The 23912-nt window shown below is 71.5% G+C and carries 19 protein-coding genes; 5 read left to right on the top strand and 14 right to left on the bottom strand.

Annotated elements, in window-relative coordinates; all coding sequences use genetic code 11:
• Window positions 1-12 precede the first annotated feature (12 nt).
• The 13 genes from ACHUEU_RS11370 to ACHUEU_RS11310 are packed head-to-tail and all read right to left on the bottom strand — an operon-like array spanning window position 13 to window position 18568.
• A complete protein-coding gene (locus ACHUEU_RS11370) occupies window positions 13-4032 on the bottom strand; it encodes a hypothetical protein (RefSeq protein WP_394216239.1) in 4020 nt (1339 codons plus the stop codon).
• Window position 4033: 1 nt separating this feature from the next.
• Window positions 4034-7282, bottom strand: a complete 3249-nt coding sequence (locus ACHUEU_RS11365) for a hypothetical protein (protein ID WP_394216238.1) — start codon at window positions 7280-7282, stop codon at window positions 4034-4036.
• Window positions 7279-10968: a hypothetical protein gene (locus ACHUEU_RS11360; protein ID WP_394216237.1), complete on the bottom strand. Its 3690-nt coding sequence runs from the start codon at window positions 10966-10968 to the stop codon at window positions 7279-7281. Before ACHUEU_RS11360 ends, ACHUEU_RS11365 begins: the two co-directional genes overlap by 4 nt.
• A complete protein-coding gene (locus ACHUEU_RS11355) occupies window positions 10965-11444 on the bottom strand; it encodes a GPW/gp25 family protein (RefSeq protein ID WP_394216236.1) in 480 nt (159 codons plus the stop codon). The genes ACHUEU_RS11360 and ACHUEU_RS11355 overlap by 4 nt, the downstream gene beginning before the upstream one ends.
• Before the next feature lies 1 nt (window position 11445).
• Window positions 11446-11721 carry a PAAR domain-containing protein gene (locus tag ACHUEU_RS11350; protein WP_394216235.1) on the bottom strand — a complete coding sequence of 92 codons (276 nt, stop codon included), beginning with the start codon at window positions 11719-11721 and terminating at the stop codon, window positions 11446-11448.
• Between the two features lie 4 nt (window positions 11722-11725).
• A complete protein-coding gene (vgrG, locus tag ACHUEU_RS11345; protein ID WP_394216234.1) occupies window positions 11726-13450 on the bottom strand; it encodes a type VI secretion system tip protein VgrG in 1725 nt (574 codons plus the stop codon).
• Entirely contained in the window at window positions 13447-14154 is a 708-nt protein-coding gene (locus ACHUEU_RS11340; protein WP_394216233.1) for a LysM peptidoglycan-binding domain-containing protein, read from the bottom strand. The genes vgrG and ACHUEU_RS11340 overlap by 4 nt, the downstream gene beginning before the upstream one ends.
• A 6-nt stretch (window positions 14155-14160) precedes the next feature.
• Window positions 14161-14337, bottom strand: coding sequence for a DUF5908 family protein (locus tag ACHUEU_RS11335; RefSeq protein ID WP_394216232.1), 177 nt, complete (start codon window positions 14335-14337; stop codon window positions 14161-14163).
• 23 nt (window positions 14338-14360) lie between these two features.
• Complete coding sequence (locus tag ACHUEU_RS11330) at window positions 14361-14837, bottom strand: phage tail protein (RefSeq protein ID WP_394216231.1); 477 nt, start codon at window positions 14835-14837, stop codon at window positions 14361-14363.
• Window positions 14838-14859: 22 nt separating this feature from the next.
• Window positions 14860-15297 carry a phage tail protein gene (locus ACHUEU_RS11325; RefSeq protein WP_394216230.1) on the bottom strand — a complete coding sequence of 146 codons (438 nt, stop codon included), beginning with the start codon at window positions 15295-15297 and terminating at the stop codon, window positions 14860-14862.
• 48 nt (window positions 15298-15345) lie between these two features.
• Window positions 15346-16896, bottom strand: a complete 1551-nt coding sequence (locus ACHUEU_RS11320; RefSeq protein WP_394216229.1) for a phage tail sheath family protein — start codon at window positions 16894-16896, stop codon at window positions 15346-15348.
• An 18-nt stretch (window positions 16897-16914) separates the two neighbouring features.
• Window positions 16915-17940, bottom strand: a complete 1026-nt coding sequence (locus ACHUEU_RS11315; protein WP_394216228.1) for a hypothetical protein — start codon at window positions 17938-17940, stop codon at window positions 16915-16917.
• 1 nt (window position 17941) lies between these two features.
• A complete protein-coding gene (locus ACHUEU_RS11310; protein ID WP_394216227.1) occupies window positions 17942-18568 on the bottom strand; it encodes a Pvc16 family protein in 627 nt (208 codons plus the stop codon).
• A 215-nt stretch (window positions 18569-18783) separates the two neighbouring features.
• Here ACHUEU_RS11310 and ACHUEU_RS11305 point away from each other — a divergent pair, with 215 nt between their 5' ends.
• A complete protein-coding gene (locus ACHUEU_RS11305; RefSeq protein ID WP_394216226.1) occupies window positions 18784-19428 on the top strand; it encodes a dihydrofolate reductase family protein in 645 nt (214 codons plus the stop codon).
• Between the two features lie 28 nt (window positions 19429-19456).
• Here the strand turns inward: ACHUEU_RS11305 and ACHUEU_RS11300 are convergent, their stop codons facing one another.
• Window positions 19457-19759, bottom strand: a complete 303-nt coding sequence (locus ACHUEU_RS11300; RefSeq protein ID WP_394216225.1) for a hypothetical protein — start codon at window positions 19757-19759, stop codon at window positions 19457-19459.
• A 549-nt stretch (window positions 19760-20308) separates the two neighbouring features.
• Between ACHUEU_RS11300 and ACHUEU_RS11295 the strand changes: the two genes are divergently transcribed.
• From ACHUEU_RS11295 to ACHUEU_RS11280, 4 genes are read left to right on the top strand one after another with little or no spacing between them, the layout of a single operon-like run.
• On the top strand, window positions 20309-21511 hold the full coding sequence (locus tag ACHUEU_RS11295) for a substrate-binding domain-containing protein (RefSeq protein WP_394216224.1): 1203 nt from the start codon (window positions 20309-20311) through the stop codon (window positions 21509-21511).
• A complete protein-coding gene (locus ACHUEU_RS11290; RefSeq protein ID WP_394216223.1) occupies window positions 21511-22266 on the top strand; it encodes an ABC transporter ATP-binding protein in 756 nt (251 codons plus the stop codon). The genes ACHUEU_RS11295 and ACHUEU_RS11290 overlap by 1 nt, the downstream gene beginning before the upstream one ends.
• Window positions 22263-23033 carry an ABC transporter ATP-binding protein gene (locus ACHUEU_RS11285; RefSeq protein WP_394216222.1) on the top strand — a complete coding sequence of 257 codons (771 nt, stop codon included), beginning with the start codon at window positions 22263-22265 and terminating at the stop codon, window positions 23031-23033. The genes ACHUEU_RS11290 and ACHUEU_RS11285 overlap by 4 nt, the downstream gene beginning before the upstream one ends.
• The gene (locus ACHUEU_RS11280; protein WP_394216221.1) at window positions 23030-23905 is read left to right on the top strand and encodes a branched-chain amino acid ABC transporter permease; all 876 of its coding nucleotides are present in this window, start codon (window positions 23030-23032) and stop codon (window positions 23903-23905) included. Before ACHUEU_RS11285 ends, ACHUEU_RS11280 begins: the two co-directional genes overlap by 4 nt.
• The last annotated feature ends 7 nt before the right edge of the window (window positions 23906-23912 follow it).

Here is a 23912-nt window from a genome sequence, read left to right as displayed (position 1 = left end):
GGTGGGCATCCGTCATCTGCGGACGGAGTCCAGGTCGAGCGAGTCGGAGACCTCGCACCCGGAGTCGGTGTAGATGGTCAGCCGCACCCAGCGCGGGGACTTGTCGTCGGGGTTGAAGGCGACCTCGAACTTCTCCGCATCGGAGAGCGCCGGATCGCCGGCGGGGACCTCCCAGACCCCGGCGAGGACCCTGTCCGTGCCCGAGAGCTTCGGAGTCAGCACAACCCCCGTGGACGGTTCGCCGGACCAGACGATCGACACTTTCTGGTCGGTCCCCGAGCAGCGCGGGACCTCCTCGAGCTCGGGACGGCAGCGGTTGAGATCGACGACGTCGAAGGGCGGGATCGTGACCGTCCCGTCCACATCGTCGCCGCTGACCGTCGTGCCGGTCGCGGTGTACTGCAGCTGGCGCTCGTACTGGTTCCCCGCCTGCTGGTAGCTGACGGAGATCTCTGCCGAGAGCCCGAGGCATGTCAGCCGCTCGATGAGCAGCGCTCCGTGGAGCGCCCCCTTCGGTGCCGGTGCGTAGTCGAAGCTGAACCAGTCCGGAGAGCCGACGGAATCGGCGACCACCTTCCCGATCTGGTCGCGCCACTTCTTGACGAGCTCCGCGAAGGTCCTGACGGAGAGCGATTTCGGGGCCCCGCCGATGATCTTCTGGACCTGCCCGGTGAGATCGATCTGCGCGCCCTCGGGATCGGTGAGGTGGAAGTGCCCCACCTTGGCCTCGTATCCGTTGACCGGTGCGCCGGTGACCGGCTGCGGGATCCAGAAGCGGAACCCCTCCCGCACGGTCTCTCCCTCGCAGGGCAGGTCACAGGGGGTATGTCCCGAGCCGTACTCGCCCTCGGCGGTGCAGCCGGCAGCGTCGGTGACCTCGAGCTGCAGCGTCTCGCCCCGGAGGACACTCTCGCTGAGCAGACGTCCGTCGGTCACGGTCCCGGAGGAGGAGCGGTACGGCGGCGTGCCGCCAAGGACGTCGAGCTCGACGTACCAGGTCCCGGGCTTGTCATCGACCGGTTCAGCGCCCTCCAGTCGCAGCGGTCCGGGCACGGTGAGAGTCACCGGCGCGATGGCCTGACCGTCGGCGTCCTGCAGCGTCAGGGTGTGCTCCCCGTCGTGCAGGGAGAGCGCGCCATCGGTGGTCAGGGCATCGCCGTCGTCGATCCGGACGGTCAGTGGGAGGGTCGCGCCGGGGACGGTGAGGGTGGCCTCGGCGAGGCCGTCCGAGTCCGTGCAGGCCAGGTCGATATCGGCGGTCAAGGTCCGGGCCGGCACTCCGTACTGGATGACCGGGGCGGTGGAACGGGTGAGGTAGGGCAGGAAGAAGTCCGCGATCACCGTGCGGGGCCGCAGCGTCGCGACCGCCTTCCGCAACGAGGGCTGACGCCTCGGCAGGCGCCTCCTGGCCAGGGCATCGTCGACCAGCTCGCCCAGCCCGGCGATGACGTCCACCGGCTGGTCGCCGAGCTCGGCCCGCCGTCCCGCGCCCCTCACGACGTCCAGGAGCCGGCTCGACTCCTGGTCCGGCTGCTTCCTCAGGTACGCGCGGGTGGCATCCCGCACCTCGGACTCTCCCAATGTGGTCTCCCGCGCCCGCGGGGAGCTGAGGAAGAGGTCCGGGTCAAGGCCGCGCATCGGCCCGTTCACCACGACCCGGCCGCCGCTGCGGCCCCCGTGGACCCGCAGCTTCCGGTCGCGGAGCACATCGACCCCGACGGCCTGGACGAGATCCGTCCAGGCGACCGGATTCGCCTGCGTCCACTCCGCGAGGGCATCGGCGACCCGCTTCGTCGGGTCCGGGGCCGGCGGCTCGTGGTAGATGAGGACCAAGGTGCCGCCCAGCGGGACCCCCGAGCGGTGACGGATCCCCGGATGCTGCTCGAGGTAGGCCTCCAGGTACTGCATGCGCCGCACCTCGGCCAGGCGGTCCAGGTACTCGTCGTGGATGTCGAGGACGCTCTTCGGGCGGCAGCTGCGGCCCACCCGCTCCAGCTGCGCCGCGAGATCCCGGAGCCCCTCCATGACCTCACCGGTGCGGAAGTGCCGGGCAGTCTTCTCGGTGAGCTCCTGCAGCTGGGAGTGCTCCTGGGCCACCGCGTCGGGATCGAGGTCGTGGAGGTCCTCGGTGAGGGTCCGGGCGTAGTCCGAGAAGCGGTTCAGCAGGGCGATCAGCTGCTGCTGCCACGGCTCGATGTCGAAGAGCGGGACGTCGGCCGCGAACACCGACGTGCCCTCGACGATCCGGCTCTCGAGCAGCCAGCCCACGGTGCCGGGCTGGACCAGGTACTCCGGGGCGTGGTGGGCCAGCAGCCACAGCTGCGGCGCCTTCGGCGTGGGTTCGAAGGCACGTTGCCAGGGCAGGTCGTAGACACGCTGGACCAGCTCGACCAGGGCGCAGATCTGCTGGTTGCGCAGGGTGTCGTAGTGCATCTCCAGGTCCTGGAACACGGCCTCGTGCCCGCTGAGATCCACCGCCATCCGCGGGTCGAGCTCGCCGGTGCGCAGGGCGACCACGTCGAACGGCAAGCGGTGCTCCTGTCGCTGCTCGAGCAGGGTCCCCAGCACGTCATCGACATCGCTGCCGAGATGGCCCTCCACGCGCAGGACGTCGTGCGGCTCGAGGTCGTAGTCCAGCGGGTCGGTGACGAAGGCTGGCGCCGCGGGCCGGAACTCCTCGGCCCGGTACCCGAGGTTGTGATGGGCCCGGTGCCGGGCGGTCAGGCGCGGATTCCACAGCTCGTGCAGCGCCGGCGTGCCGGTGAGCTCGTAGTAGTACGGGATCGCCCGCTCGCCCAGCGGCGTCTCACCCCAGCGGCTGGGGGTCAGGCGCACCTGCTCACCGCTGGGCTGGTCGGTGAAGCATCGGATGGTCTCCACCAGGCGAGAGAACAGGTCGCGGACCGTCCCGGCCCGGTCGCGGCAGCCGACGACGGCGGGCGAGGGGGCGAAGCGGTGGCGGTAGCGGGCGGCGTCGACACCCTCGTCGGTGGTCCTCGCCCGCGTGCCCCCGGCGGTCGACGCCATGGTGGACAGCGCACCGATCATGAGGTGGCGGGGGAAGGTCTCTCCCGGCGGGCAGCAGCGGGCCAGGAGCCCGTCGGCCGCGGTGCGGATCTCCTCGTACTGCCGCAGCAGGTCGTCGAACAGATCCCAGTAGCCGGGCAGGAACAGCAGCTGTCGGGCGGTGCCGGAGCCGGTGTCGAGGAAGCCGAAGCGGTCGCGGAACCCGGTGAAGGGGTCGGTGGGATGGTCCTCGTCCAGGAGCGGGCGCAGCGTCGCGTACAGCGCGGACAGGGCGTCGGCAGTCGCCTCGGCCAGTCCGGTCCGGCCGAAGGCGCGCTGGAAGGCACCCAGCACGTCCTCGCTCTCGACCAGGGGCGTGGCGGGCACGTCGACGCGGGGCAGTCGCAGATCGGGCAGGTCCAGCAGGGCGGCGGGCTCGGCGCCGAGATCACCGGTGGGTTCGGAGGCGGCGGCGGTCTCGAGGATCTCGTCGAGGTCCTCGAGGCGGAGCAGGAGGGGGCGCACGGTCGCGGTGACATCGGTGCCGGTGTGGCTGCAGCTGCCCGGCCCGCAGCCGCAGCCGGTGCCGGTGCGCAGCTCCCGCAGGAGCAGCAGCGCCATCTCGTCCAGGGTCAGGTCGGCCTCGCTGAGCGGACCGGCGCCGGGGACGTCGTCGTCCGGGACCAGCTCCCACAGCGGGTAGGGCGTGCGGTCGGGGGCGGGGCGGCGCAGCGCAGGGTAGTCGAGGTCATCGGGCAGGACGTAGCGCCGCACGTGGGCGAGGGCCAGGTCCTCGTCGACGACGATGAGGTGGCCCTGCGAGGTGATCCCGCAGCCGCGGCTGAGCGTCACCGTGCCCGGTGCCGGTCGTGCCGCTTGCAGCCCGCACACGATCCCGACGCCGGTGAGATTCGCGCGGGTGAGCCGCCCTTGCTCATCGAGGTGCTCGCGCAGGTCGTTGAGGTGTCGGGCGGAGAGCACCTGGTCGGAGGAGAAGAGGGGATAGAGGGTGTGCGTGGTATCCATGTCAGGCGCTCCCGAGTGCCGTGTGTCCGAGCCGGACGGGGTTGACGTCGGATCCGTCGTCGCGGTCGTGCAGGGTCGCGCGCGGATGGACGGAGCGCAGGCCGGTCAGGGCCTGCATGAGCTGGTCGAGGCGGGCGGAGACCGTCGTATAGCGGCGATAGTGCTCGCGCAGCAGGTCCTGCAGCGTCTCGGCGCTGTCGACGGTCAGCGGTGGCTCACCGCCTGGGCTGGGCAGGGACGGCTCGAACAGCGGCCACTGCTCGAGCGGTGTACCGGCCTCGAGGTGCTGTCGTCGCCAGGCGGCGAAGGCGGTGCCGGTCTCGGTCAGGATCGCGGCGGCTCGGCGCCGGACGGCCTCGCGGGGCTCGGTGCCGGTCGCGACCTCGGCCAGGATCTCCTGGACCGTCTCCTCCAGCCGCTCCTGTGTCCAGTCGATCCGCGCGTCCGCGGCGCGCCAGGCATCCCAGGTGGCGGTGAGGCGGTCCAGGGCGAAGCCGTCGCGGGCGATGCGGGCGAAGTGCGTGGCGGCGAGGACGTGGATCTCCGTGAGTGCCTCCGCCTCGGTCCCGGCGAGGCAGGGGACGGCTGCGAGGTCCACCTCGGCGGTGAACAGGGTGGTGAGGGTGTCGGTGAGCACGGGCAGCGGGAGCTGGGTGAGGCGGTGCTCGGCCAGCCAGGCATCGAATCTCTCGGCCAGCAGGGTGTAGGTGGCCAGTGCGCACTCGCAGGCCTCCTCGTGCTCCGCTCCGCGCTGTTCGAGCACGTCGGCGAGTGCGGCCAGCACCGGGTCGCAGGGATCGATCTCGTGGGCTTCGTTGCTGATCCAGCAGATCCTGACCAGCAGGTGGGAGGGCGTCTGTTCGCGAATGGTGCGGTCGGCGAAGCCGCGCATGCGCACGTCGGAGCCGAACGGCTCGGTCCCGGCCGGCATCACATAGGTCAGGCGGAACGAGTAGGGGTCGGCGAGGCCGTCCTGTGCGGGCAGGATCGCGTCGCCGGGGAACTTGGGGCGCAGCAGCAGATGCTCGATGACCAGGGCACGGGCGTCGGCCGCCTGGCCCAGCAGGAGGTTCACCCGGCGCTGCAGCCCGGAGACGCTGCCGCGCGCGGCGGTCTCCGCGGCGCGGCCGCGGTCGTGGCTCGCCGCCGGCAGCTCGCGCAGCATGGACAGCTTCGCCGGCAGCAGCAGCTCCGGAGCTCGGGCGTGACCCTCGAGGTCGGTCAGCAGCAGGGCGTGATCAGCGAACGATTCCCCGAAGCGGGCCAGGAGATGGTCCAGGAAGCGATGACGGCGGCGCAGGAACAGGGTCCGGGGTTCGACCAGGTCCGCCAGTCCCTCCTGGTCCAGGCCGTCCAGCAGCTCCCCCAGCCCCGCGATCGAGGTCTCGTCCAGGAGGTGCGCGGCCAGGGTGTGGTCCACGCTGTCGTCGAGGGAGAACAGGTCCCCGAGATGGGCGAGCTGGGCGAAGCCGTTGCGCAGCAGCTGCTCGAGCAGGGTGAGGTAGGCGCGCAGCTGCTGCACCTGGGCGCGGCGGCGGACCGTCGCCTCGGCCGGGAGCGAGTCGGGGTGCAGCGCGTAGGTCCGGGGCAGGCTCAGCTGGACGGGGGCGTAGGAGTCCAGGTCCCGGGGGCGGCCCAGCGGGGCGGGCAGGTCCGCGCCGCCGGGGCTGAGCTTCGGTCTGTCCTGGGCGCCGCGCAGCTGGACCAGGATGTCCTCGGCCTCGTCCCGGCGGGGCACGAACGGCAGTCCCGCACTGGTGATCGTGAACTCGGAGAGCCGACGGTGCAGTCGGGGCAGGTGCCCTTCGCGGATCCGCAGCAGCCAGGAGGCGCTGAGCGCGGGCGGTCCTGTGGCGCCGGGGTCGGCGAGTCCGGGGATCGCCTGGCCCGCTTCGTCGTAGGCGGTCAGCTGCACGTGGGAGAGGCCCAGCACGCCGGGCACACCCATCAGGTCCCCGATGATGTCCGAGACCCGCAGCTCGGTGCGGCGCTGCGCCGCCTCGAGCTCCGTGGCCGGCAGGAAGCCGTGCGCGAGGGCGGGGCCGTCGAAGATCTCCTCGACGCTCCTGCCCTCCGCCTGCAGCTCCTCCAGGGAGCGCCAGGCCAGCGGCGGATCGAGGTAGTGCGCGAGCCGGTGCCAGATCTCGGCCTGGACCCGTTCGATATCGGACGAGGGGTCCACCTCCACCTCGGCGCACACGGCGATGTCGTCGACCTCGACCGGGGCGAGGCGGCAGACGTCCTCGGCGAGGTTCCGCTGACCGGCGAGCGCGGTGCGGGCCCGGGCGAGCACCGCGGCGGCGGCGGTGAGCTCGATGCGGTACGCGGCTGCGGCCCCGTCGCCCCCGGTCTCGGCGAGCGCCGCACGGACCGTGTCCACATCGGTCAGTGCGCGGACCTCACGCCCGCCGAACAGGCGCAGGCAGGCGTTCCGGACGGTCAGCACGGCACCGTCCGCGAACCCGATCTCGAGGTCGACGTAGAAGGGCTCGCGCCAGTGGCGGCGCAGCTCCTCGTCCTCCACCTCCGTGGTGCCGGTCCGGGTGCGGTGCGGTCCGATGACTGTGACCGTGAGGGGCCCGTCATCGGCCGCGAAGGCGTCGCGGGCAGCGCCGTGGGCGAGGTCCCCGGCGGGGAAGCGCAGCTCCAGCACCAGCGGGAGCAGGCGGCCGTCGTCGGTGGCGAGGGTGCGGCGCAGCTGCACCCGGCGGTCGTCGAGGTCCCCGAGCACCGGATCGGGTTCCAGTGCCAGCTGCACCGAGAACAGACCGTCGGGGCGCAGGGTCACCGGCTCCTCGGGCAGTTCGGGATGGGCGTCCGGGTCGTGGGAGAGCAACACCTCCCCACCGGCGCACCAGGCCTGCAGCCCGGTGGCGCAGCAGGCGTCCGGGGCGATCCAGGCGTTACGGACGCCGTCGAGGTCGGCGAGCACGCGGCGAAGATCGAGGCTCGTGGTGGCGGCGACGGTGAGCACCTCCCGGGCGGTCCAGAAGACCTGGTCCGGATAGGGGGTGCGCGGTGTATGGCGAGGGTCGGAGGCCAGCAGATCCTCGACGGGGAATCCGGTGCGGTAGGACAGATCGGTCTGGGCGTAGGCGAAGGCCTCGAGCAGAGTGATGCCGGGGTCGTGGGCGTTGTAGTCGGTCCATCGGGCGCTGCCTGCCCGCTCGATCCGGGTGAGCCCCGCGCTGCGCAGGGCGGCGTAGTCGCGGCCGAGGGGCTCACGACCCGGGCGATCGGTGGTGCTCATCGGGTCACCTCCTCGCCGCAGCAGCCTGCTTCGCTCCGCGTCTCGTTCTCGGGGCCGAGCACCTGCACCTGATGCTGCGCCGGTGGCACCGAGACCAGGATCGAGACCGCGCGGGAGGCGGCGATCTCCTCATGGTCTCCCCCGATCCCGGCGTCTCCGGGCAGCTGGTGGTGCAGTCGCACGTCGCGCACGTAGTCGACGAAGGAGAGGTCCTCGAGCATGTCGACCACCTCGGCGCGACGCACCGTGCCCTGGAGCGAGGGGTGCGCCTCCCTGCTGAACGCCCAGGGGGCCAGGAAGCGGGAGATCGCCTCCTGCAGCCGGGAGGTCATGAAGCTCTCGTCGACCCCGTCGCGGAAGCGGACCGCGAGATCCACCTGCACCGGTTCGAAGCGGGGGTTGCGCACGTGCAGGCGGACGAACGGGGAGGTCCGCCGGGCGAGGAAGCGCTGGATCCGCTCCAGCAGGTGCAGGCTGGTCAGCGGGCGCATGGGGTCGCGCGGATCGGTGCCGGCCAGCTCCGGGACGGTGACGACGGTGACGTGGCCGGGGGCGAGCTCGTCGTAGATCCCCTCGTCCCGCTCACCGGGCTCGTAGCGGGTGTGGTTCAGGCAGCGGGCCAGGTGGATCTCGGGGAACTCCTCCAGCAGCAGCCGCTCGTGGTCCCACAGGGTGATCCCCCGGTCCCGGTGGCGGAGGCGTTCGGCGGCCCGGGTGGAGAAGGCGAGCGGGTCCTCGGCGGGTCGGCCGCCGAACGCCGGGAAGGGCTGGTCGAGGGAGGCGACCGCCGGGTCGGCGACCACCAGGGCGGAGACGGGGCCGTGGCTGGTGGCGCCGTCGGGCGGGAGCACGGCGGTGGCCGGCACTGCCTGTGCGGTGACGGCCAGGAGCTCGCAGACGGCCTCGCTCGCGGAGGTGACGGCCAGGCGCAGCCAGTGCAGGCCGGCGGGCATCAGGGTGTGCTCGGTGGTCGCGTCGGCGGGGACGGCGAGGGTGAGGATCCCGGAGGAGATCAGCCCGTCGGTGCCGTCGTCGATCGCGGCGGCCGGCAGCGGGATCCATTGGTCGCCGCGCAGGTAGTCGATGTGGACGTGGTCCTCCGGCTTCCGGGTGAGGGGGTCGGCGCTGCCCTCGAGGACCTGCAGCAGCACGGTGAGGTTCTGGGGTGTGCGCAGGCCAGCCACCCCCAGCAGCAGGGCTCCCGCCAGCGGGGCGTCGCGTCCCTGCTCCTCGACTCCGCGCAGCGGGACCAGCAGCGGCTGCGCGCGGTCGGCGGCGAGCGGGACCTCGGCGTGGCCGAAGGGGGCGAGGTGGAACAGGCGCGGGGCCGCGGTGGTCCTCCCGGTGGCGTCGAGCATTGAGCCCGGCACCGTGCCCACCTGGGTGATTGCCGTGTAGTCGAGGGTGAGGCCCTCGAGCATCGGCACCACCGGGGGGTCCGGGGTCTTCTCCGGATCAGCGCCGGCGGCGATCCAGGACGCCATCTGCGCGGCATAGTCCGTGGTCGGGGACAGCGGGCTCAGGCGCAGCCGCAGGAAGCCGGCGCGGGCGCCGGTGGAGAAGTGCCGCGCCGGGGTGTCGGCCGGGAGGCCGGAGACCGCCGGATCGAGATCGTCCAGGACGATCTCGGCATCGGGATCAGCATCGGGAGCGGCGCCGATGCCGAAGGTTCCGTCCAGGGGCTCCCAGGCGCCGGCGATCAGGGCGTCGGCCGATACCTGCGCCCCCGATGGGGGCGGGACCCGCCATCGCGGATGCAGTCGCAGCTGGGTCAGCGGCTTGGTGAAGGCCTCCGCTGCACCGATGGTCAGGGCGCTTCCCGTGCCGGGCAGCGGGCCGAAGGGTGGGAACGGGGTGGACCCGTCGACGGGGCCGAGGTCGGAGGACAGCTGCAGGGTGCGCAGTCCCTCCACGGTGACGCTGAGCCGCATGCCGGTCAGTCTCTGGGCGGCGAGCGCGTCATAGGCCGACGGGTGCTGCTCGTGCCCCTCCGGCTGGTCGATCAGGATCAGCAGCACGGGCTGGTCGGTGTCGAGGTCGCGGCCGTGCACCGCAGCGTCAAAGGGGGTGATCGCGGGATCAGCGCCGCTCAGGCGCACCACCAGGTCGTGGCCGGCCCGGAGGGAGGTTCGCCGCGAGCTCGCGACCTTGCCCCCGAACTGTGTGTCGGCAGGTTCGACGGAGTCGGGATGCTTCGCCGTCACCTCCAGCCAGCCGTCCTCGATGGTCAGCAGGCACCGCAGGTGCCCGTCGTCCAGCAGGTGGGCGGGAGCGGTGGTGGTGGAGAGATGGAGGGCGATGGTGCGGTCGCCCTGGGCGAGGCGCAGCTCCTGCGCGGCCACCGCCAGCCCGATCTCCGCCCGGGGCGAGGTGATCCGCTGCAGGGCGCCGTCGACCACCTCTGTCGAGACGAAGGGATGCCAGGGCCCCTCCACCTCGGTGCGCCGCGCGGCGAACACCCGCCCGCGGTCGCCGGTCAGGGCACCGTCGCTCGGGTGCCGGTACAGGCTCAGCAGCTCGACCACCTGGGCCCGGTTCAGCACCAGGTCGCGGTCGGTGGTGAAGCGGGCCTCGCGGCCGGTCTCATCGGTCCCGGCGCGCAGCGCGGTACCGGCGGGCAGGAGATGGGAGGCGGTGTGCTTGGCGGGTTCGAGCACGATATGGGCCCGGTCCGGGGCGGCGGGCCGCTCAGCCAGGCGCAGCACTCGTCGGTAGTGGAACAGCAGGTGCTGTGCGGCCAGGCTGTTCGCCTCGTCCCGGGAGTGCTGCAGCAGATCGATCACGGCCAGCAGCAGTGCCATGTGCGGGGGGTGGGAGTCCTGCTCGAGGCTCGCTCGCAGCTCCTGCTCCGCTTCTCCGACCACCCGCGCCAGCGCGGCCAGGAAGACATCGGTGACACTGCGGAAGGCGTGATGGGAGGCCAGATGGTTGAGCAGGGCGGCAGTGTCGTCGGGCGCGATCGCAGGCACCCCGTAGGCGGCGACATGCGCGGCGGCGTCGACGGTCGCGAACTGCGACCAGTCCGTCGCGCCGATGCCGAAGGGCCACTCGGGGGCGCGCAGGCCGTCGGCGACGATCGTGGCGAGCGGCTGCACGTCCCGGCCCAGCACCTGGCGGCCGGCCGGTCCGGCCACCGGTGCTGCCGGGAGCACCCCGAGCTCGATCCCGGCGGCGTGCCATCCCAGCAGCCGGTGCAGGGCCGGGCTGAGCCGGGTCCGGATCAGGGTGGCGATCGCGTCGTGCAGGCTCCCCTCGGCGGGCAACTCCTGGTTGAGCTGGTCGAGTCCCGCGGCGAGGGTCCCCAGGAGGTCGAGGACCCCCCTCAGCGCGGCGGTCATGTCTGCGGGCACCCGCGGCAGCGGCGGGTCCTCGAGGCGCTGCAGCAGGTCGCGGAGCTGGCGGCGCAGCCCATCGACGTCCTCGACGCTCACCACTGCCAGGCGCACCGCCGGGTCGGTGAGGAGGAAGGGCTCCCAGCTGCCGTCGGCCCCTCCGTCGGAGCCGATGAACCGCAGCTGCCGGGCCAGCGCGGCGGCGAGCACCAGGTCGTCGGCCCGGCCGCGCGAATCGATGGGCACCGCGGCGGGATCCAGGGCCGCCGGGCGCCGATCACCCTGGCGAGCGCCCGGGCGGGAGTCCTGCAACGGATCGAGGTGCTCGCGGCCCCCGCCGCACAGCCGGGTCATGACTGCTCCGGCAGCACGGTGGTCTCCGGCTCCAGGTCCACGTCGGTGGCCTCGTCACGGTAGAAGGGGAACACGACGTTGCGCCGCGAGTTCGTGGCGCGCACCCGGAAGACCACCGCGATCCGTACGCGCCCCTCCTGGATGTCCTGGGGCGACTCGTCGATCCGCACCTCCTCGAGGTCGATGCGGGGCTCGAACAGCAGGATCGCGGCCCGGATCGTGTCCGCCACCAGGGTGCGGGTGCGGGTGTCGAGGGTCTCGAACATCAGCGGGTCCAGGCTGCAGCCGTAGTCCGGGAGCATGATCCGCTCCCCCGGCACGGTGGTCAGCAGCACGTGCAGGCTGGAGACGATGTCCTCCTCCTGCTCGAGCATCCGCACGCCGGGCAGCGCCCGCGTGAACTCCGGCGGGAAGGACCAGCCGCGCCCGAGGAAGGGACGGTCCGCCCGGGCGGGGTCGGGGCTCGAGGTGGTCATCTCATGCTCCGATCAGCACGGTGGGGGCCCCGGGCGGCAGGACCATGCCCCCGCCGGCGGTCGGATCCATCACCCGGGCCGCGGGTTTCCCGCCGCACAGCACGGTGGTCGAGCCGCTGAGGACGGCGTCGACACCGCAGCTGTCGCCGAGCACTGCGGCCGGCAGCCCACCGATCAGCACCGTCGGCGCACCGGGGCCGGTCAGCGGCAGGGGGACGCCCTGGGTGGCGGTGCTGACCACCAGGTCGGTGAGGCGCGCGGCGGGGAACATGGTCATCTCCTCAGTTCAGTCGGATCAGGCTGCCCGCAAGGGTGAGGGCACCGGTGGCGGTGACGTCGGCGCCGGCCATGCCCTCGGCGACGAACCGTCCCTGGGCCGCCAGGGAGATGTCCATCGCCGAGACGGTCACGGAGCCGGCCGCCTCGAGGGTGAGGTCGGAGGTGCTGGACAGGGTGATTCCGTTCCCGTCCAGCACCACGGTGCTGCCGTGCTGGTCGGCGAGCGTCACGGCCGTCTCGTCCTCGCTGAGGGTGAGCCGGTTCCCTCCGGGGGTGGCCAGGCTGATCTCGCCGGTCCCGTCATCGAAACGCAGCTCCAGCCCCTCCCGGCTGCGGTAGCCCTTGACCTGGTTGTCCTCGGTGGCGGGGAACGGAGCCGGGTGGGCACTGCTGTGCACCTGCCCCAGCACGACGGGATGGCGCGGGTCCGCGGCGAGGAAGCCGACCACCACCTCGTCGCCGATCTCCGGACGGAAGCAGGTGCCGCGCCCCTCCCCCGCGTCGAGGGTGGCCAGCCGCGCCCAGGTGCCCTCCGCGGTGTCGTCGGCCAGCGGCAGACGCACCCGGATGCGCTCCTGACCGGCGGGATCGCCGTCGAGGTCGGTGACCACACCGCTCTGCAGGGCGGGCACCGAGGGCAGCAGTCCGCCGGCGGGTGCAGCGCTGACCGGTGCGCCACCGCAGCCGGTGCCGGTCCCGGCAGCGGCCGGCAGGCCGATCACGAGGTCCGTCTCCCACGCCCCGTCGGTCATCGTGTGGCGGACAGCGGAGACGTAGTGACGGCCGGCGAAGCGGCGGCCGATACCGGTCACCTCGATGACGTCTCCGGCGGTGATGCCGCCGACGCCCCGCACCCGGACCCGGCCGCGCACCTGCGCCAGCCGCTCGCGCAGCAGGCGACCGTCGGCCCAGGCCTGCAGCTCCTGCGCGCTGAGCCGACCGCCGTGGCGCAGGGCCACGGGCGCGGTGCCGAGCACCTCGGCGAGGTCGGCGGGGGCGAGGTTCCCGGGGGGATCGAGCCTCGGCTCGGCGGCGTCGACCTGCAGGACCTGCTGATCGGCCGCGTCCCAGGCCGCCGCGGTGATGCCGCTGACCTGTACGGAGGCGTCGAGCTCGGCGTCGAGCTCGAGCAGGTCCTCCCCGAAGTCGGCGGTGGTCACCGGGTCGACGTCCAGGCGCGGCGGGCCGACAGTGACGATGCCGTCCCGGACGGCGACCACGTGCCCGTTGGCCTCGGCACGGGAGAGCAGGAAGTCCCAGTCGGTGGCGTCGTGCTGGACCAGCATCGGGTGCTCAGCACCGGTGGGGGCGACCTGGGCGACGAGGCCATGGGCCTCCACCAGCTCCTCGAGCGCCGCGGCGTCGGTGGAATCACCGAAGCAGCGGCTGCGGCGGCCCCGGGTCATCCGCACCGCCTCATCCCGGCATTCGACGGTGAGGCTGTTGCTCTGCCGTCGCACCCGGATCCGCTGGCCGATGACGGGACCGCGGAACACGCTCCACTCCCCCTCGTCCGTGCCGAGGCGGATCTCCAGGCGCCGCCCGGGCACCAGCTGGTCGGTGTCCGAGAGCGGGAAGGTCTGCCGGGCGGGCTCACCGTCGGCCAGGCGGAGGGTCGCCCGCGGGATACGGCCCAGCTCGTGGGCGACCGTCAGCGACAGCACCGCGTCGCCGGCGAGGATCTCCTCGTCGTCGACGAGCAGGCGGAGGCGCGTGGGCCCGCTCATGGTGTCCTCTCCTGTGCGGACAGACGAGGGAACAGCAGCGAGCTGCCCACCCTCAGGGTGCGGAAGTCATCCAGCCCGTTGGCCTCGGCGACGCGGAGATAGTGGCGGGGGTCGCCGTAGACGCGGTGGCAGAGACCGGGCAGGGTGTCCCCGGGGCGGACGGTGCGCTGGTGGGTGAGGTCGGGGGATTCCTTGGCCTCCTCCGCGCGGCGCCGCGCATCGGCGATCGAGCTGACGAACTGCACCGTCATCACCGCCCGCAGCGGCTTCCCATCGGGTCGGAACAGCTTGTACAGGGTGCTCGCGGAGACGGCCCGGCCGCTGAAGATCGCCTCTCCCCACACCAGCTTGAGGTGATACGGCTCGTGGCTCTTCCCGACGAAGCCCACCAGCACGGAGCGGAAGTCGTCGACGTCCTTCTGGATCCCCTCCGGCTTCGCGTCGCCGTCGATGATGCCGGAGGCGTCGAAGAGGAAGTCCAGGGTCAGTCCCTGCGGTGGGCTGTACAGGTACACCAGCTCGGTCCCGCCGGTCCCCTGCCCCTGCCGCTTCGCGAGCTCGAGCGTGTGCTCGAGGGTGTAGGACTCCGGATTGATCAGCACCTCGAACTCGCGCGCCGCCTGCAGGCGACCGCCCTGGGACGCGTCCTGCGCCGTCAGAAAGGCGAGGACCAGCATCTTCTCGAGGGTCCCGGACTGCGCCATGGCTGCTCAGCGCTCCTCTCGGTCCCGCAGGATCCGCAGCACCTGCTCGACGCAGTCGGCCAGGAGCTCGTTGCGCTCGGTCTGGCTGAGTCCGCTCCGGCCGCCGCCCGTGCCCGGCCCGCCGGTGGCGGAGTCGCCGTCGACGGTCATCCGGATGCGCAGCTCGTCGATCTCGATGGGCATGGGGCTGTTCCTGTCTGCTCTGCTCAGGCCGTGCGGGTCTCGGAGGCCTGCGGGGACGGGCTGACGTGGAAGTACCGGTAGGTCAGCTCGAGGGTCTCGATGACCACGGCGCTCTCCTGGGCGTCGAGGTCGCTGATCGACCACTTCTTCGGGATCGCGTGGACCACGTTCCAGGTGCGCAGCGGCTCGGACCGCTCGTTCAGCAGGGTGACGGTGAGGGAGCGCGGGGAGAAGACCCGATCGCGGAACGCCTCCAGGAACCAGGCGATCGTCTCGGAGCCGGTGAACATGCCACGGGTGAGCACCAGGTCGGAGTACGTGGTGCGCACAGGCAGCTTGTGCACGAAACGGTTCTCCCCGCCCTCGGCGTACTCCTCGGTCTCGTACTCGACGCTCAGCCCCGAGACCGACTGGAACCGGGCGTCATCCGGTGTGCTGCTGTCCTCGAACTCCACCCGGTAGTGGAAGGCCCAGGGCGGGTAATAGGTCACGGTCCTCACCTCCTCTCGCATCGGCGCCGGGTCAGATCTCCATCTGCGTGAGTCCTTCGTGCGCGATCTCCACGCTCTCGATGGCGATCTCGTTGGCGTCGGATTTCAGGTCGGCGCCGGAGGTCTTGACCGGGAAGCAGCGGATGGCCTTCCAGGCGGCCACCGGTTCGTGCTTCTCGTTCAGCAGGTTGATGAGCACGTCCCGACGGTTCTCGGCGCGGGTGTTGGTGACCGACTCGTGCCAGGTGGCGAAGTCGATGTCCTGCTCGAAGGTGCCGCGCTTGAGGGTGATGTTGCCGTTCTTGACCAGCCCCGGCATCACCAGCTTCGCGAAGTCCTTGGAGTCGCTGTGGCGGTACTCGATCTTCTCGCGCTCCATCACCAGGCCGGTGACCTCGGTGAAGTTGAGCCGGGCTGAGCCCCACTGCACCTGGAAGTGGTAGCGGGGGATCGGATAGTCCTGCGGCATGATGTGCTCCGTTCCGAAGTGGGGTCGGTCCCGGGATCACCCGGGCGGTCAGCTCTGCGCCATCGTGTGGGAGAAGCGCAGCACGATGAACTCGGCGGGTCGCACGGCGGCCATCCCGATCTCGACGATCATCCGGCCCTCCAGGATGTCCATCGCGGTCATGGTGCGTCCCAGGCCGACGGCGACGTAGAAGGCGTGCTCGGGCTTCACCCCCTGCAGCGCCCCCGCCCGCCACTGGAGAGTCAGGAAGTTCTCGATCATGGACTGCACCTTGACCCAGGTGTTGGCGTCGTTGGGCTCGAACACGAACTGCTCGGTGGCCTTGCGGATCGATTCCCCGGCGAACAGGAAGAAGCGGCGCACGCTCACGTAGCGCCACTCGTTGCTGTTGCCCGCCAGGGTGCGGGCGCCCCACACCACCGTGCCGCGGCCCGTGCGGGTGCGGATCGCGTTGATCGACTTCCCGCTGGAGTCGATGTTGAACTCGCCCTGTTGGGCGTCGGTGACCTCCACCGTCGGTCGCAGCACGTCGACCAGCGCCACGTTCGCCGGGGCTTTCCAGACGCCGCGCTCGCCGTCGATCCGGGCGCAGATCCCGGCGAGCGCCGCGCTCGGCGGCAGGACGACGGGCAGGTCGCGGATCGCGGCCACGGCCCGTTCATGGACCTGCGTGTTGGCTGCCGTCCATTCGTCCAGGGTCTTCGTGGTCGGGGCGCCGTCATCGATGGTGTGTGCGACGTTCGTGACGCTCGTGTCGACCACGACGTCGTACTGGGTGACCAGGTTCGGGGCGTAGGCGGCGCCGCGGTCCAGCGCGATAATCGGGCCCTCGTTGCGGAACGCGGTCACCGCCGAGTTCAGCGCGGTGCGGTCGACGGCGTCGTCGGCGCCGAAGAGGTCGAGCAGGGCGAAGCGGTCGCCCAGCTCCAGGCACTGGGTCAGGGCCGAGTTCCACACGCCGGCGAACGCTGCGATGTCCTCGAGCTGCTGCGCCTCGGGGATGACCAGGAGCGTGGGTTCGTCGACGGCCTCCAGCGCGGTGATCGCCGTCGCGAAGGCGGCGACCGTGAGCCCCGGGCCGACGGCGGCACTGCCACTGCCGCCGCCTCCCGTGCCTCCACCGCCGGCGCCCGGGTCGTCGTCCGTCGTGCCGTCGTCGGGGGTGCCGTCATCGCCGTCGCCGGGGGCGTCGCCGGTCGCGTCACCGTCCTCCGCGAAGCGTCCGGAGGAGACGATGTAGCAGCTCCCGCCTCCGTTGGCGAAGAACAGCCGCAGGGAAGGGAAGAGGAGATGCGGAGAGCGGTCGGCATCGGGGAGCGTGGCTGTCGCCGCGAACCCTGCTCCCTCCGGGGAGGAATCCGTCGTCTCCGCGATCGTGACCGTCACCGCGGTCTCCCGGGGCGGGCCGCCGAAGAGCTCCTGGAACTCGACCAGGGACTCGATGCGCGTCGGCACCTGGTGGAGGTCACCCGGCTCATCACGTCGAGCCTTCTCGGTGCAGCCGATGAAAGCGGGGATCGCCGTCGCGACCGGGGCGACGCTCGGCGGGAACGAGGGGATCTCCTCGATGTAGACGCCTGGTGTCGTGTACGTGGGCATGACAGTCCTTCTTCCGGGCTAGTGGACGGGGATGACGGAGACCAATCGGGCGATCCTCGTCGAGTCGGCAGGGTCGACCTCCACCGCGAGGGAGGAGGCTGCGGGCTTCTGGCGGTCCACGGCCCGGCCATGGTGGGTCAGCGGCAGCGCGTGCGGTTCCACGTGCTGCTCGACGCCGTCATCACGGCCGACGAACTGCCAGGTGGTGCGGCGGTTCCTGAAGTGCACCTCGAACACCGGAGGGGGCCGGCGGGCGGTGCCGTCCGCACCCAGCAGGTCGAACTCCGGGTCATCGGGCCGACGGGCGACCAGATCGATCACCGCCATCGTGTCCGCGGGCAGGGCCGGGGTCAGCTCCACGCCGCGCTCCGGTGCCCCGTCGATGTGCGGGGGTGGGACGATCCGGGGCACATCACCCTGGTGGACGTAGACGGGCAGCTCCGCCGTTGCGCCGAGCTCCTGGGTCCCGGCGCCGGGAGCATCACTGGTCAGATGCAGCAGGCGACCATCCTCGACCACGAGGTCCTCGACCCGCTCCCCCGGGCCGGCTCCGTACTCGCGAGACAGGAACAGCCGCCGGCCAGGCTCGCCGGCGGCGCCACGGGCCGTGCCCGTCAGGTTCGACAGCAGCGGGACCTCGGTGCGGTAGCGGCGCACCGCGAGACGGTCACCCTCCTGCTCGGTGGCCTCGACGGTGGTGCGTCGACGCAGCGACATCGCGGTATAGGCGCCGAGGTCGGCGACCCGCGGGCTCAGGGTGAAGGTGAACCGGACGTCAGCGGAGATGACTGCCTGCGACGGCACCGCGATCAGCACCCCGGTCGCGGTCACCCGCAGCACGCCCCGCAGCCCGCGCAGCAGGGACTCGGTCCCGTGGGTGGGTCGGATGGTCAGCAGGCGGCGCACGTCGTAGATGCACAGGCGACGGTCCCTGTCCGCGCCTCCGTCGGTCGCGAACACCGTGGCACCGTCATCCAACCAGTAGTGGTGCAGCAGTCGCACCTCCACCAGCGGGGTGAAGGCGGAGCGTCTCGCCTCGGCCATCTCAGGTCACCGCCACCTCGTGGGAGAAGGAGCCGAGGACCTCGCTGATCAGCGGATTCTCGCGCGGGGCGACCGGCAGGCGCAGCTCGAGCATCCGCATCGAGTACAGCGCGAAGGGGAACTGCTTCCCGCCCAGCATCCCCCACATGTCGTTGACCTCCTCCATGGTCGGCGACCAGAGGGTCAGCACCAGGCGGAAATCATCCAGTCGATCAAGAGGATTGACAGGCTGGCCCTCCTGCAGCGACTCGGGGGAGATCGTGTCCGGCGCGAACTCGGGGACGGCCTGGAAGAACGCGATCGCCCGGGACAGGCCCAGCAGAGCGTCGGAGTACTCGCCATGGGTGGCCGAGACCAGCAGGGCCAGGTTCAGGCAGATCGGCGGGTTCTCGTAGCGTGCCGTCAGCTGTTCCGGGTCTCGTGTACGGTTCGGCAGGTTCCGATGCGTCTTCTCCTCGGAGATGTTCACGACGGTCAGCAGCACCTTCTCCCGCAGCTGCCCGGTGCCTCCCTGCGGCGAGGAGACATCCGCCGGACTGCCCAGCGCGCAATGCGTCACGTTCTCGTCGAAGCCCTTCAGGTGCCTCTCGAGCTCATTCCGCACCACGACCAGCGCATGGGAGATCATGCCGGTCACCCTGACAGCGGCTTGTCACCAGGCGGTCACCACTGCGTCACCGCCGCGTCACCGCCGCGTCACCGGCAAGCGTGAGACGCGCCGGGAGATGTCGATGTCGCCACCGGCCGCAACGGCACCCCGTCCGGCGCCGTGAGCGGGCTGAGGGGTGACAGCCCCGCCCGCGAAGAGCACGATGGTGCACATCCCCTCGAGAGGATCCCGTCATGACGCAGCGCGTGCGCGTCCAGAGCTTCGGCGTCTCCCGCGACGGCATCGGCGCCGGCCAGGAGCAGACCCTGCAGCGGCCCTTCGGTCATGTCGACCCCGGAGAGCTGATGGCCTGGGCCTTCGAGACCGCGCACTTCCCCGGTCGCACGGCTCCCGGCGGCAGCCGGGGGTTCGAGGACCGGCTGACCCGCGACTTCGCCCAGGGCATCGGTGCCGAGATCATGGGCCGGCACAAGTTCGGCCCGCAGCGCGGCCCCTGGAGCGATGACGGCTGGACGGGCTGGTGGGGAGAGGAGCCGCCGTTCCACACCCCGATGTTCGTGCTCACCCATCATCCGCGGCCGCCGCTGACCGTCGGGGAGACCACCTTCCACTTCGTGGACGCCGCTCCGGCCGAGGCACTGGCGCAGGCGACGGCGGCGGCCGAGGGGAAGGACGTGCGCATCGGCGGCGGCGTCACCACGCTGCGCGAGTTCCTCTGGGCGGATCTCATCGACGAGATGCACGTGGCGATCGCGCCGCTCGAGTACGGGACCGGACTGCGGCTGTGGGAGCGTCCCGAGGAGCTCGAGGACCGCTTCCACCTCGAGCGGATCACCGCGCCGAGCGGCGTCGAGCACTGCTTCTTCTGGCGGCGGTGAACCCGGCGGCGGCCGGGGTCAGGCGGGATCAGAGAAGCAGGACGACGAGCCCGAGCAGAGCGATCGCGACCCCGCCGAGTCGCACGGCGAGCAGGAACCCGCGGCTGCTCGCGTCGATCAGCTCGGCGAAGCCCATCAGCAGCAGGTTCCCGAGAGCGATCAGCGAGAGCCCGGGCATCGCCTCGGCATCGATGACCACGGGAGCGACGAGCGTGATGACCAGCAGCACGGTGAACGCGGCCGCGCCGATCCGCGCGCGCACGATCGGGCGCGGCGCGCGGACGAGCTCCTCTCCCGGGGGGCAGCCGTGAGGCCGGGCGAGTCTGGGCATCGGGCCGGTCCGGCATCACTGCTCTCCTCCGCGCTGCTCTCCTGCGTGCTGGCCTTCCACCCTATGCACACCGACGTGCCGTCGACCCGCGATGCGCCGGGCACCGGTTCGCACCACCAGATTTCTGCCTCCGGTGAGGGATGGACGCCGCATGGCCGCATGGCCGTTCATCCGTCGTACACGTCAGAATTCTGGTGGCTCTGCTGGTGGCGCCGGGCACGGGCTCTGCTGGCGGCCCCGGGCACGGGCAGAGCGGTCCGGTGTGGTGGCCCCACCGCGGAGAGCACCCCCGCCCGGTCACGAATCCGTCACGATGCACCCCCACCCCCACCTGCCCGTTTGACGCAGGTCACTCTCGCGCGCACCATAGGACCTGAAGCCTGAACCACCTGTCAGGTTCATGATCCCCGCGATGCCCCACCACGACGTATCCGGCACCACGGCACCAGCACAGGTGCACGGCACGGCAGCAGCCCCGCTCCCGCGGCAGCAGCCTCCCGGACCACGCCGATGGACGCTCTCGGGCCCGCACTGCTCGAAAGGCACATCATGCGCAGAACGATGAAGTTCGCCGCCGCCGGCGCCGCCGCCGCGCTCGCCCTGGGGGCCTGCGCCCCCGCTGCCGATGAGGCCGCCGGAGGCGGGGCCGATGGCGCCGAGGGCGATGTCGCGGTCGAGGTCGGCATGATCACCTCGATCACCGGCCCGCTGGCCGCCTACGGGGCCACCTACCAGCAGGGCTTCGAGGCCGGTCTGGACTACGCCACCGACGGCACCGGCGAGGTCGACGGTGTCGACCTCTCCATCGAATGGGTCGATGATCAGGGCAATCCGGACACCGCCGTGCAGCACGCCCGCACCATGATCGGTGAGGGCACCGATGTGATCGCCGGCTCGGTCGCCTCCGGGGTGGCCGTGGCCGTCGCCGAGCAGGCCGCCCAGAACGAGACCCTGTTCCTCTCCGGTCCCGCCGCCACCGACGCGCTGACCGGCGTGAACGAGCAGACCTTCCGCTCCGGTCGCCAGACCATCCAGGACGTCGCCACCGCGGCGACCTTCCTCGAGGATCTCGACGGCGCGAAGATCGTGGTGTTCGGCCAGGACAACGCCTTCGGCCAGGGCAACGTCTCCTCCGTGGAGGCCGTGCTCGGCGCCGAGGGCGCCGAGGTCGAGCCGATCCTGGTCCCCGAGGACGCCACCGAGTTCACCCCCTTCGCCCAGCAGATCCTCGCCGCCGAGCCGGACATGGTGTTCGTGGCCTGGGCCGGTGCCACCACCGGTGCGATGTGGGAGGCCCTCTCCCAGCAGCAGGTCCTGGAGGACACCACCGTGGTCACCGGCCTCGCCGACCGCGCCTCCTACCAGGCCTACGGCCCCGGCTCCGGGGACATCCAGTTCCTGAACCACTACTTCCCCGGCGCGACCGGCAACGAGGCCTCGCAGGCCATGGACGCCTTCCTCGAGGAGAACGGCAACGAGCCCGATCTGTTCACCGTCGACGGCTTCGTCGCCGCGCAGATGCTGGTCCACGCCGTCGAGGAGGGCCAGGGCGAGACCCCGGCCATGATCGACGCGCTCGAGGGCTGGACCTTCGACTCCGTCAAGGGTGAGCTCACCGTCCGGGCCGAGGACCACGCCCTGATCCAGCCGATGTTCCAGGTGAAGCTCGTCGACCAGGACGGCGAGTGGGTGCCCGAGCTGGTCGAGACCGCGGACGCCGAGGCCGTCGCCCCGCCGGTGGCCGCAGAGTGATGAGCGACCGATCCGCGCTGCAGCTGACGCACATCGGCCTCCAGATCGGCGGCGCCCGCATCCTGAACGACGTGGACCTCGAGGTCGCCACCGGCGAGATGGTGGGCGTGATAGGCCCCAACGGTGCCGGCAAGACCACTCTTTTCAACATCATCTCCGGCGTCATGTCCCCCACCACCGGACGGGTCCTCCTGGACGGTGAGGACGTGACCGGCCGGAAAGTGCATCAGCGGGCGCGGGTCGGTCTGGGCCGCACCTTCCAGACCTCGAGCGTCTTCCCGGGCCTGACCGCCGGGAAGAACGTGCGCATGGCCGCGCAGTCCACGCTCGGCGCCGCCACCAGCCCATGGAGGTTCCCGCGGCGGGGGGACGAGGCCGACGTCGTCGCCGGGCGCTGCCTGGAGGAGGTGGGCCTGGCCCACCACGTCGACACCGAGGCCGGGACCCTCTCGCACGGTGACAAGCGCAAGCTCGAGATCGCCATGCTGATCGCCACCGACCCCCAGGTGGTGCTGCTGGACGAGCCCATGGCGGGCGTCGGCTCGGGCGATGTGCAGGGGCTGATGGAGGTCATCCGTCGGCTCCACCGGGGCGGCCGCACCGTCCTCATGGTCGAGCACCACATGGAGGTGCTGATGGACCTGGTGGACCGGGTCGCGGTGATGCACCACGGCGAGCTGCTCGCGATCGACACCCCCGATGCCGTCATGGCCGACCTCGACGTGCAGAAGGCCTACCTCGGAGAGACCGTATGACCCCCATCCTCACCGTGCGGGACCTCAATGTCCGCATCGCCGGCCAACAGGTCGTCGAGGACGTCTCCTTCGACGTCGCCGCGCACGGCGTGACCGCGCTGCTGGGCCGCAACGGCGTGGGCAAGTCCTCCACGCTGAAGGGCCTGCTGGGTCTGTACGAGCGCAGCGGCGAGGTGACCTTCGACGGCACCCGCATCGACGGGCTCATGACCCATCGCGTCATCCAGCAGGGCATCGCCTACGTCCCCGAGGACCGGGAGGTCTTCAGCCAGCTCACCGTGGCGGAGAACCTGCGCCTGGCCGAGCGCGGCGGGGCCCCGCACCGCACGCTGGTCGATGAGCTCTTCCCCGAGCTGCGCCAGCGTGCGGCCCAGCAGGCGGGCACCCTTTCGGGAGGGCAGCAGCAGATGGTCTCCCTCTCCCGGGCGCTGATGAACGACAACCAGCTGATCCTGGTCGACGAGCCCACCAAGGGGCTCGCCCCGCTGATCGTCGGCACCGTCACCGAGGCGCTGAAGACGGCGGCGGAGCTCACCCCGATGCTGCTGGTGGAGCAGAACCTGCAGGTGGTGCGCGACCTCGCGCACACCGTGATGGTGCTCTCCGGGGGCCGGGTGGTGCACGCCGGCCCGGCCGCGGAGTTCCTCGACTCCGACCTGGTCCAGCGCCATCTCGGCGTCTCCTCCGACGGGAAGACCGCGGACGGGCTCGCCGAGCAGGCCGCCGCCCCCGCCCCCGACGCCGACGAGAAGAGGTCCTCGACATGAGCGCTGTGATCCTCCTGCTCATCACCGGGGTGGGCCTGGGCGCCCTCTACTTCCTGGTCGCCTCCGGGCTGTCGCTCATCTACGGGCTGATGGGCGTGCTGAACTTCGCCCACGGCTCCTTCCTCACCCTGTCCGGCTTCCTGGGCTGGGAGGTCGGCAGGCGCGTCGGCGACGGCAGCTGGGCCGGGCTGCTGATCGGTATGGCCATCGGCGTGCTGGTCGGTGCCGGGTCCGCGGCGCTGACGGAGCTGGTGTTCATCCGTCGGCTGTACAACCGTCACATCGAGCAGGTGCTGGTGACCGTCGGCCTGGGCCTGGCGACCGTGGCCCTGTTCGAGGGGATCTGGGGCTCCGATCCGATCCAGATCCAGTCCCCCGGCTGGCTCAGCCGGACCACCGACATCGCCGGGGTGCACATCCCCAACGACCGGTGGCTGCTGATCGGCGCCGCGGTGGTGGTGCTGCTGCTGATCGTGCTGTTCCTGCGGAAGACCAGCTACGGCCTGATCATCCGCGCCGGGGTGGAGAACCGCACCATGGTCACCGCGCTCGGCATCGACGTGCGCCGCGCCTTCACCATCGTGTTCGCGATCGGCGGGGCCGCCGCGGGACTGGGCGGCGTGCTCGCCTCGGTGTACTACGGACAGGTCAGCGCCCATCAGGGCACCTCGCTGCTGATCTACGCCTTCATCGTCACCGTGATCGGCGGGCTGGGCTCCCTCTCGGGTGCCGCGATCGCCGCGGTGATCGTGGCGGTCATCCAGCAGTTCGCGAACTACTACTTCGGCGCCGGGGACCTCGCGGTCGTGCTGCTGCTCGCGGTGGTCATCCTCGTCCGCCCCACCGGCCTCATGGGCAAGGTCAAGCACTAGGAGCCTC

The organism is Brachybacterium vulturis (genome assembly GCF_043641765.1).
GTDB lineage: Bacteria > Actinomycetota > Actinomycetes > Actinomycetales > Dermabacteraceae > Brachybacterium > Brachybacterium vulturis_A.
Note: the sequence above shows the minus strand (reverse complement) of the source record. Positions and strands in the feature narration are given on the sequence as shown.

Coding starts and splice junctions, on each gene's coding strand:
- ACHUEU_RS11370 (WP_394216239.1), bottom strand. CDS start 4,032: ATGGATACCACGCACACCCTCTATCCCCTCTTCTCCTCCGACCAGGTG.
- ACHUEU_RS11365 (WP_394216238.1), bottom strand. CDS start 7,282: ATGAGCACCACCGATCGCCCGGGTCGTGAGCCCCTCGGCCGCGACTAC.
- ACHUEU_RS11360 (WP_394216237.1), bottom strand. CDS start 10,968: ATGACCCGGCTGTGCGGCGGGGGCCGCGAGCACCTCGATCCGTTGCAG.
- ACHUEU_RS11355 (WP_394216236.1), bottom strand. CDS start 11,444: ATGACCACCTCGAGCCCCGACCCCGCCCGGGCGGACCGTCCCTTCCTC.
- ACHUEU_RS11350 (WP_394216235.1), bottom strand. CDS start 11,721: ATGACCATGTTCCCCGCCGCGCGCCTCACCGACCTGGTGGTCAGCACC.
- vgrG (WP_394216234.1), bottom strand. CDS start 13,450: ATGAGCGGGCCCACGCGCCTCCGCCTGCTCGTCGACGACGAGGAGATC.
- ACHUEU_RS11340 (WP_394216233.1), bottom strand. CDS start 14,154: ATGGCGCAGTCCGGGACCCTCGAGAAGATGCTGGTCCTCGCCTTTCTG.
- ACHUEU_RS11335 (WP_394216232.1), bottom strand. CDS start 14,337: ATGCCCATCGAGATCGACGAGCTGCGCATCCGGATGACCGTCGACGGC.
- ACHUEU_RS11325 (WP_394216230.1), bottom strand. CDS start 15,297: ATGCCGCAGGACTATCCGATCCCCCGCTACCACTTCCAGGTGCAGTGG.
- ACHUEU_RS11320 (WP_394216229.1), bottom strand. CDS start 16,896: ATGCCCACGTACACGACACCAGGCGTCTACATCGAGGAGATCCCCTCG.
- ACHUEU_RS11315 (WP_394216228.1), bottom strand. CDS start 17,940: ATGGCCGAGGCGAGACGCTCCGCCTTCACCCCGCTGGTGGAGGTGCGA.
- ACHUEU_RS11310 (WP_394216227.1), bottom strand. CDS start 18,568: ATGATCTCCCATGCGCTGGTCGTGGTGCGGAATGAGCTCGAGAGGCAC.
- ACHUEU_RS11305 (WP_394216226.1), top strand. CDS start 18,784: ATGACGCAGCGCGTGCGCGTCCAGAGCTTCGGCGTCTCCCGCGACGGC.
- ACHUEU_RS11300 (WP_394216225.1), bottom strand. CDS start 19,759: ATGCCCAGACTCGCCCGGCCTCACGGCTGCCCCCCGGGAGAGGAGCTC.
- ACHUEU_RS11295 (WP_394216224.1), top strand. CDS start 20,309: ATGCGCAGAACGATGAAGTTCGCCGCCGCCGGCGCCGCCGCCGCGCTC.
- ACHUEU_RS11290 (WP_394216223.1), top strand. CDS start 21,511: ATGAGCGACCGATCCGCGCTGCAGCTGACGCACATCGGCCTCCAGATC.
- ACHUEU_RS11285 (WP_394216222.1), top strand. CDS start 22,263: ATGACCCCCATCCTCACCGTGCGGGACCTCAATGTCCGCATCGCCGGC.
- ACHUEU_RS11280 (WP_394216221.1), top strand. CDS start 23,030: ATGAGCGCTGTGATCCTCCTGCTCATCACCGGGGTGGGCCTGGGCGCC.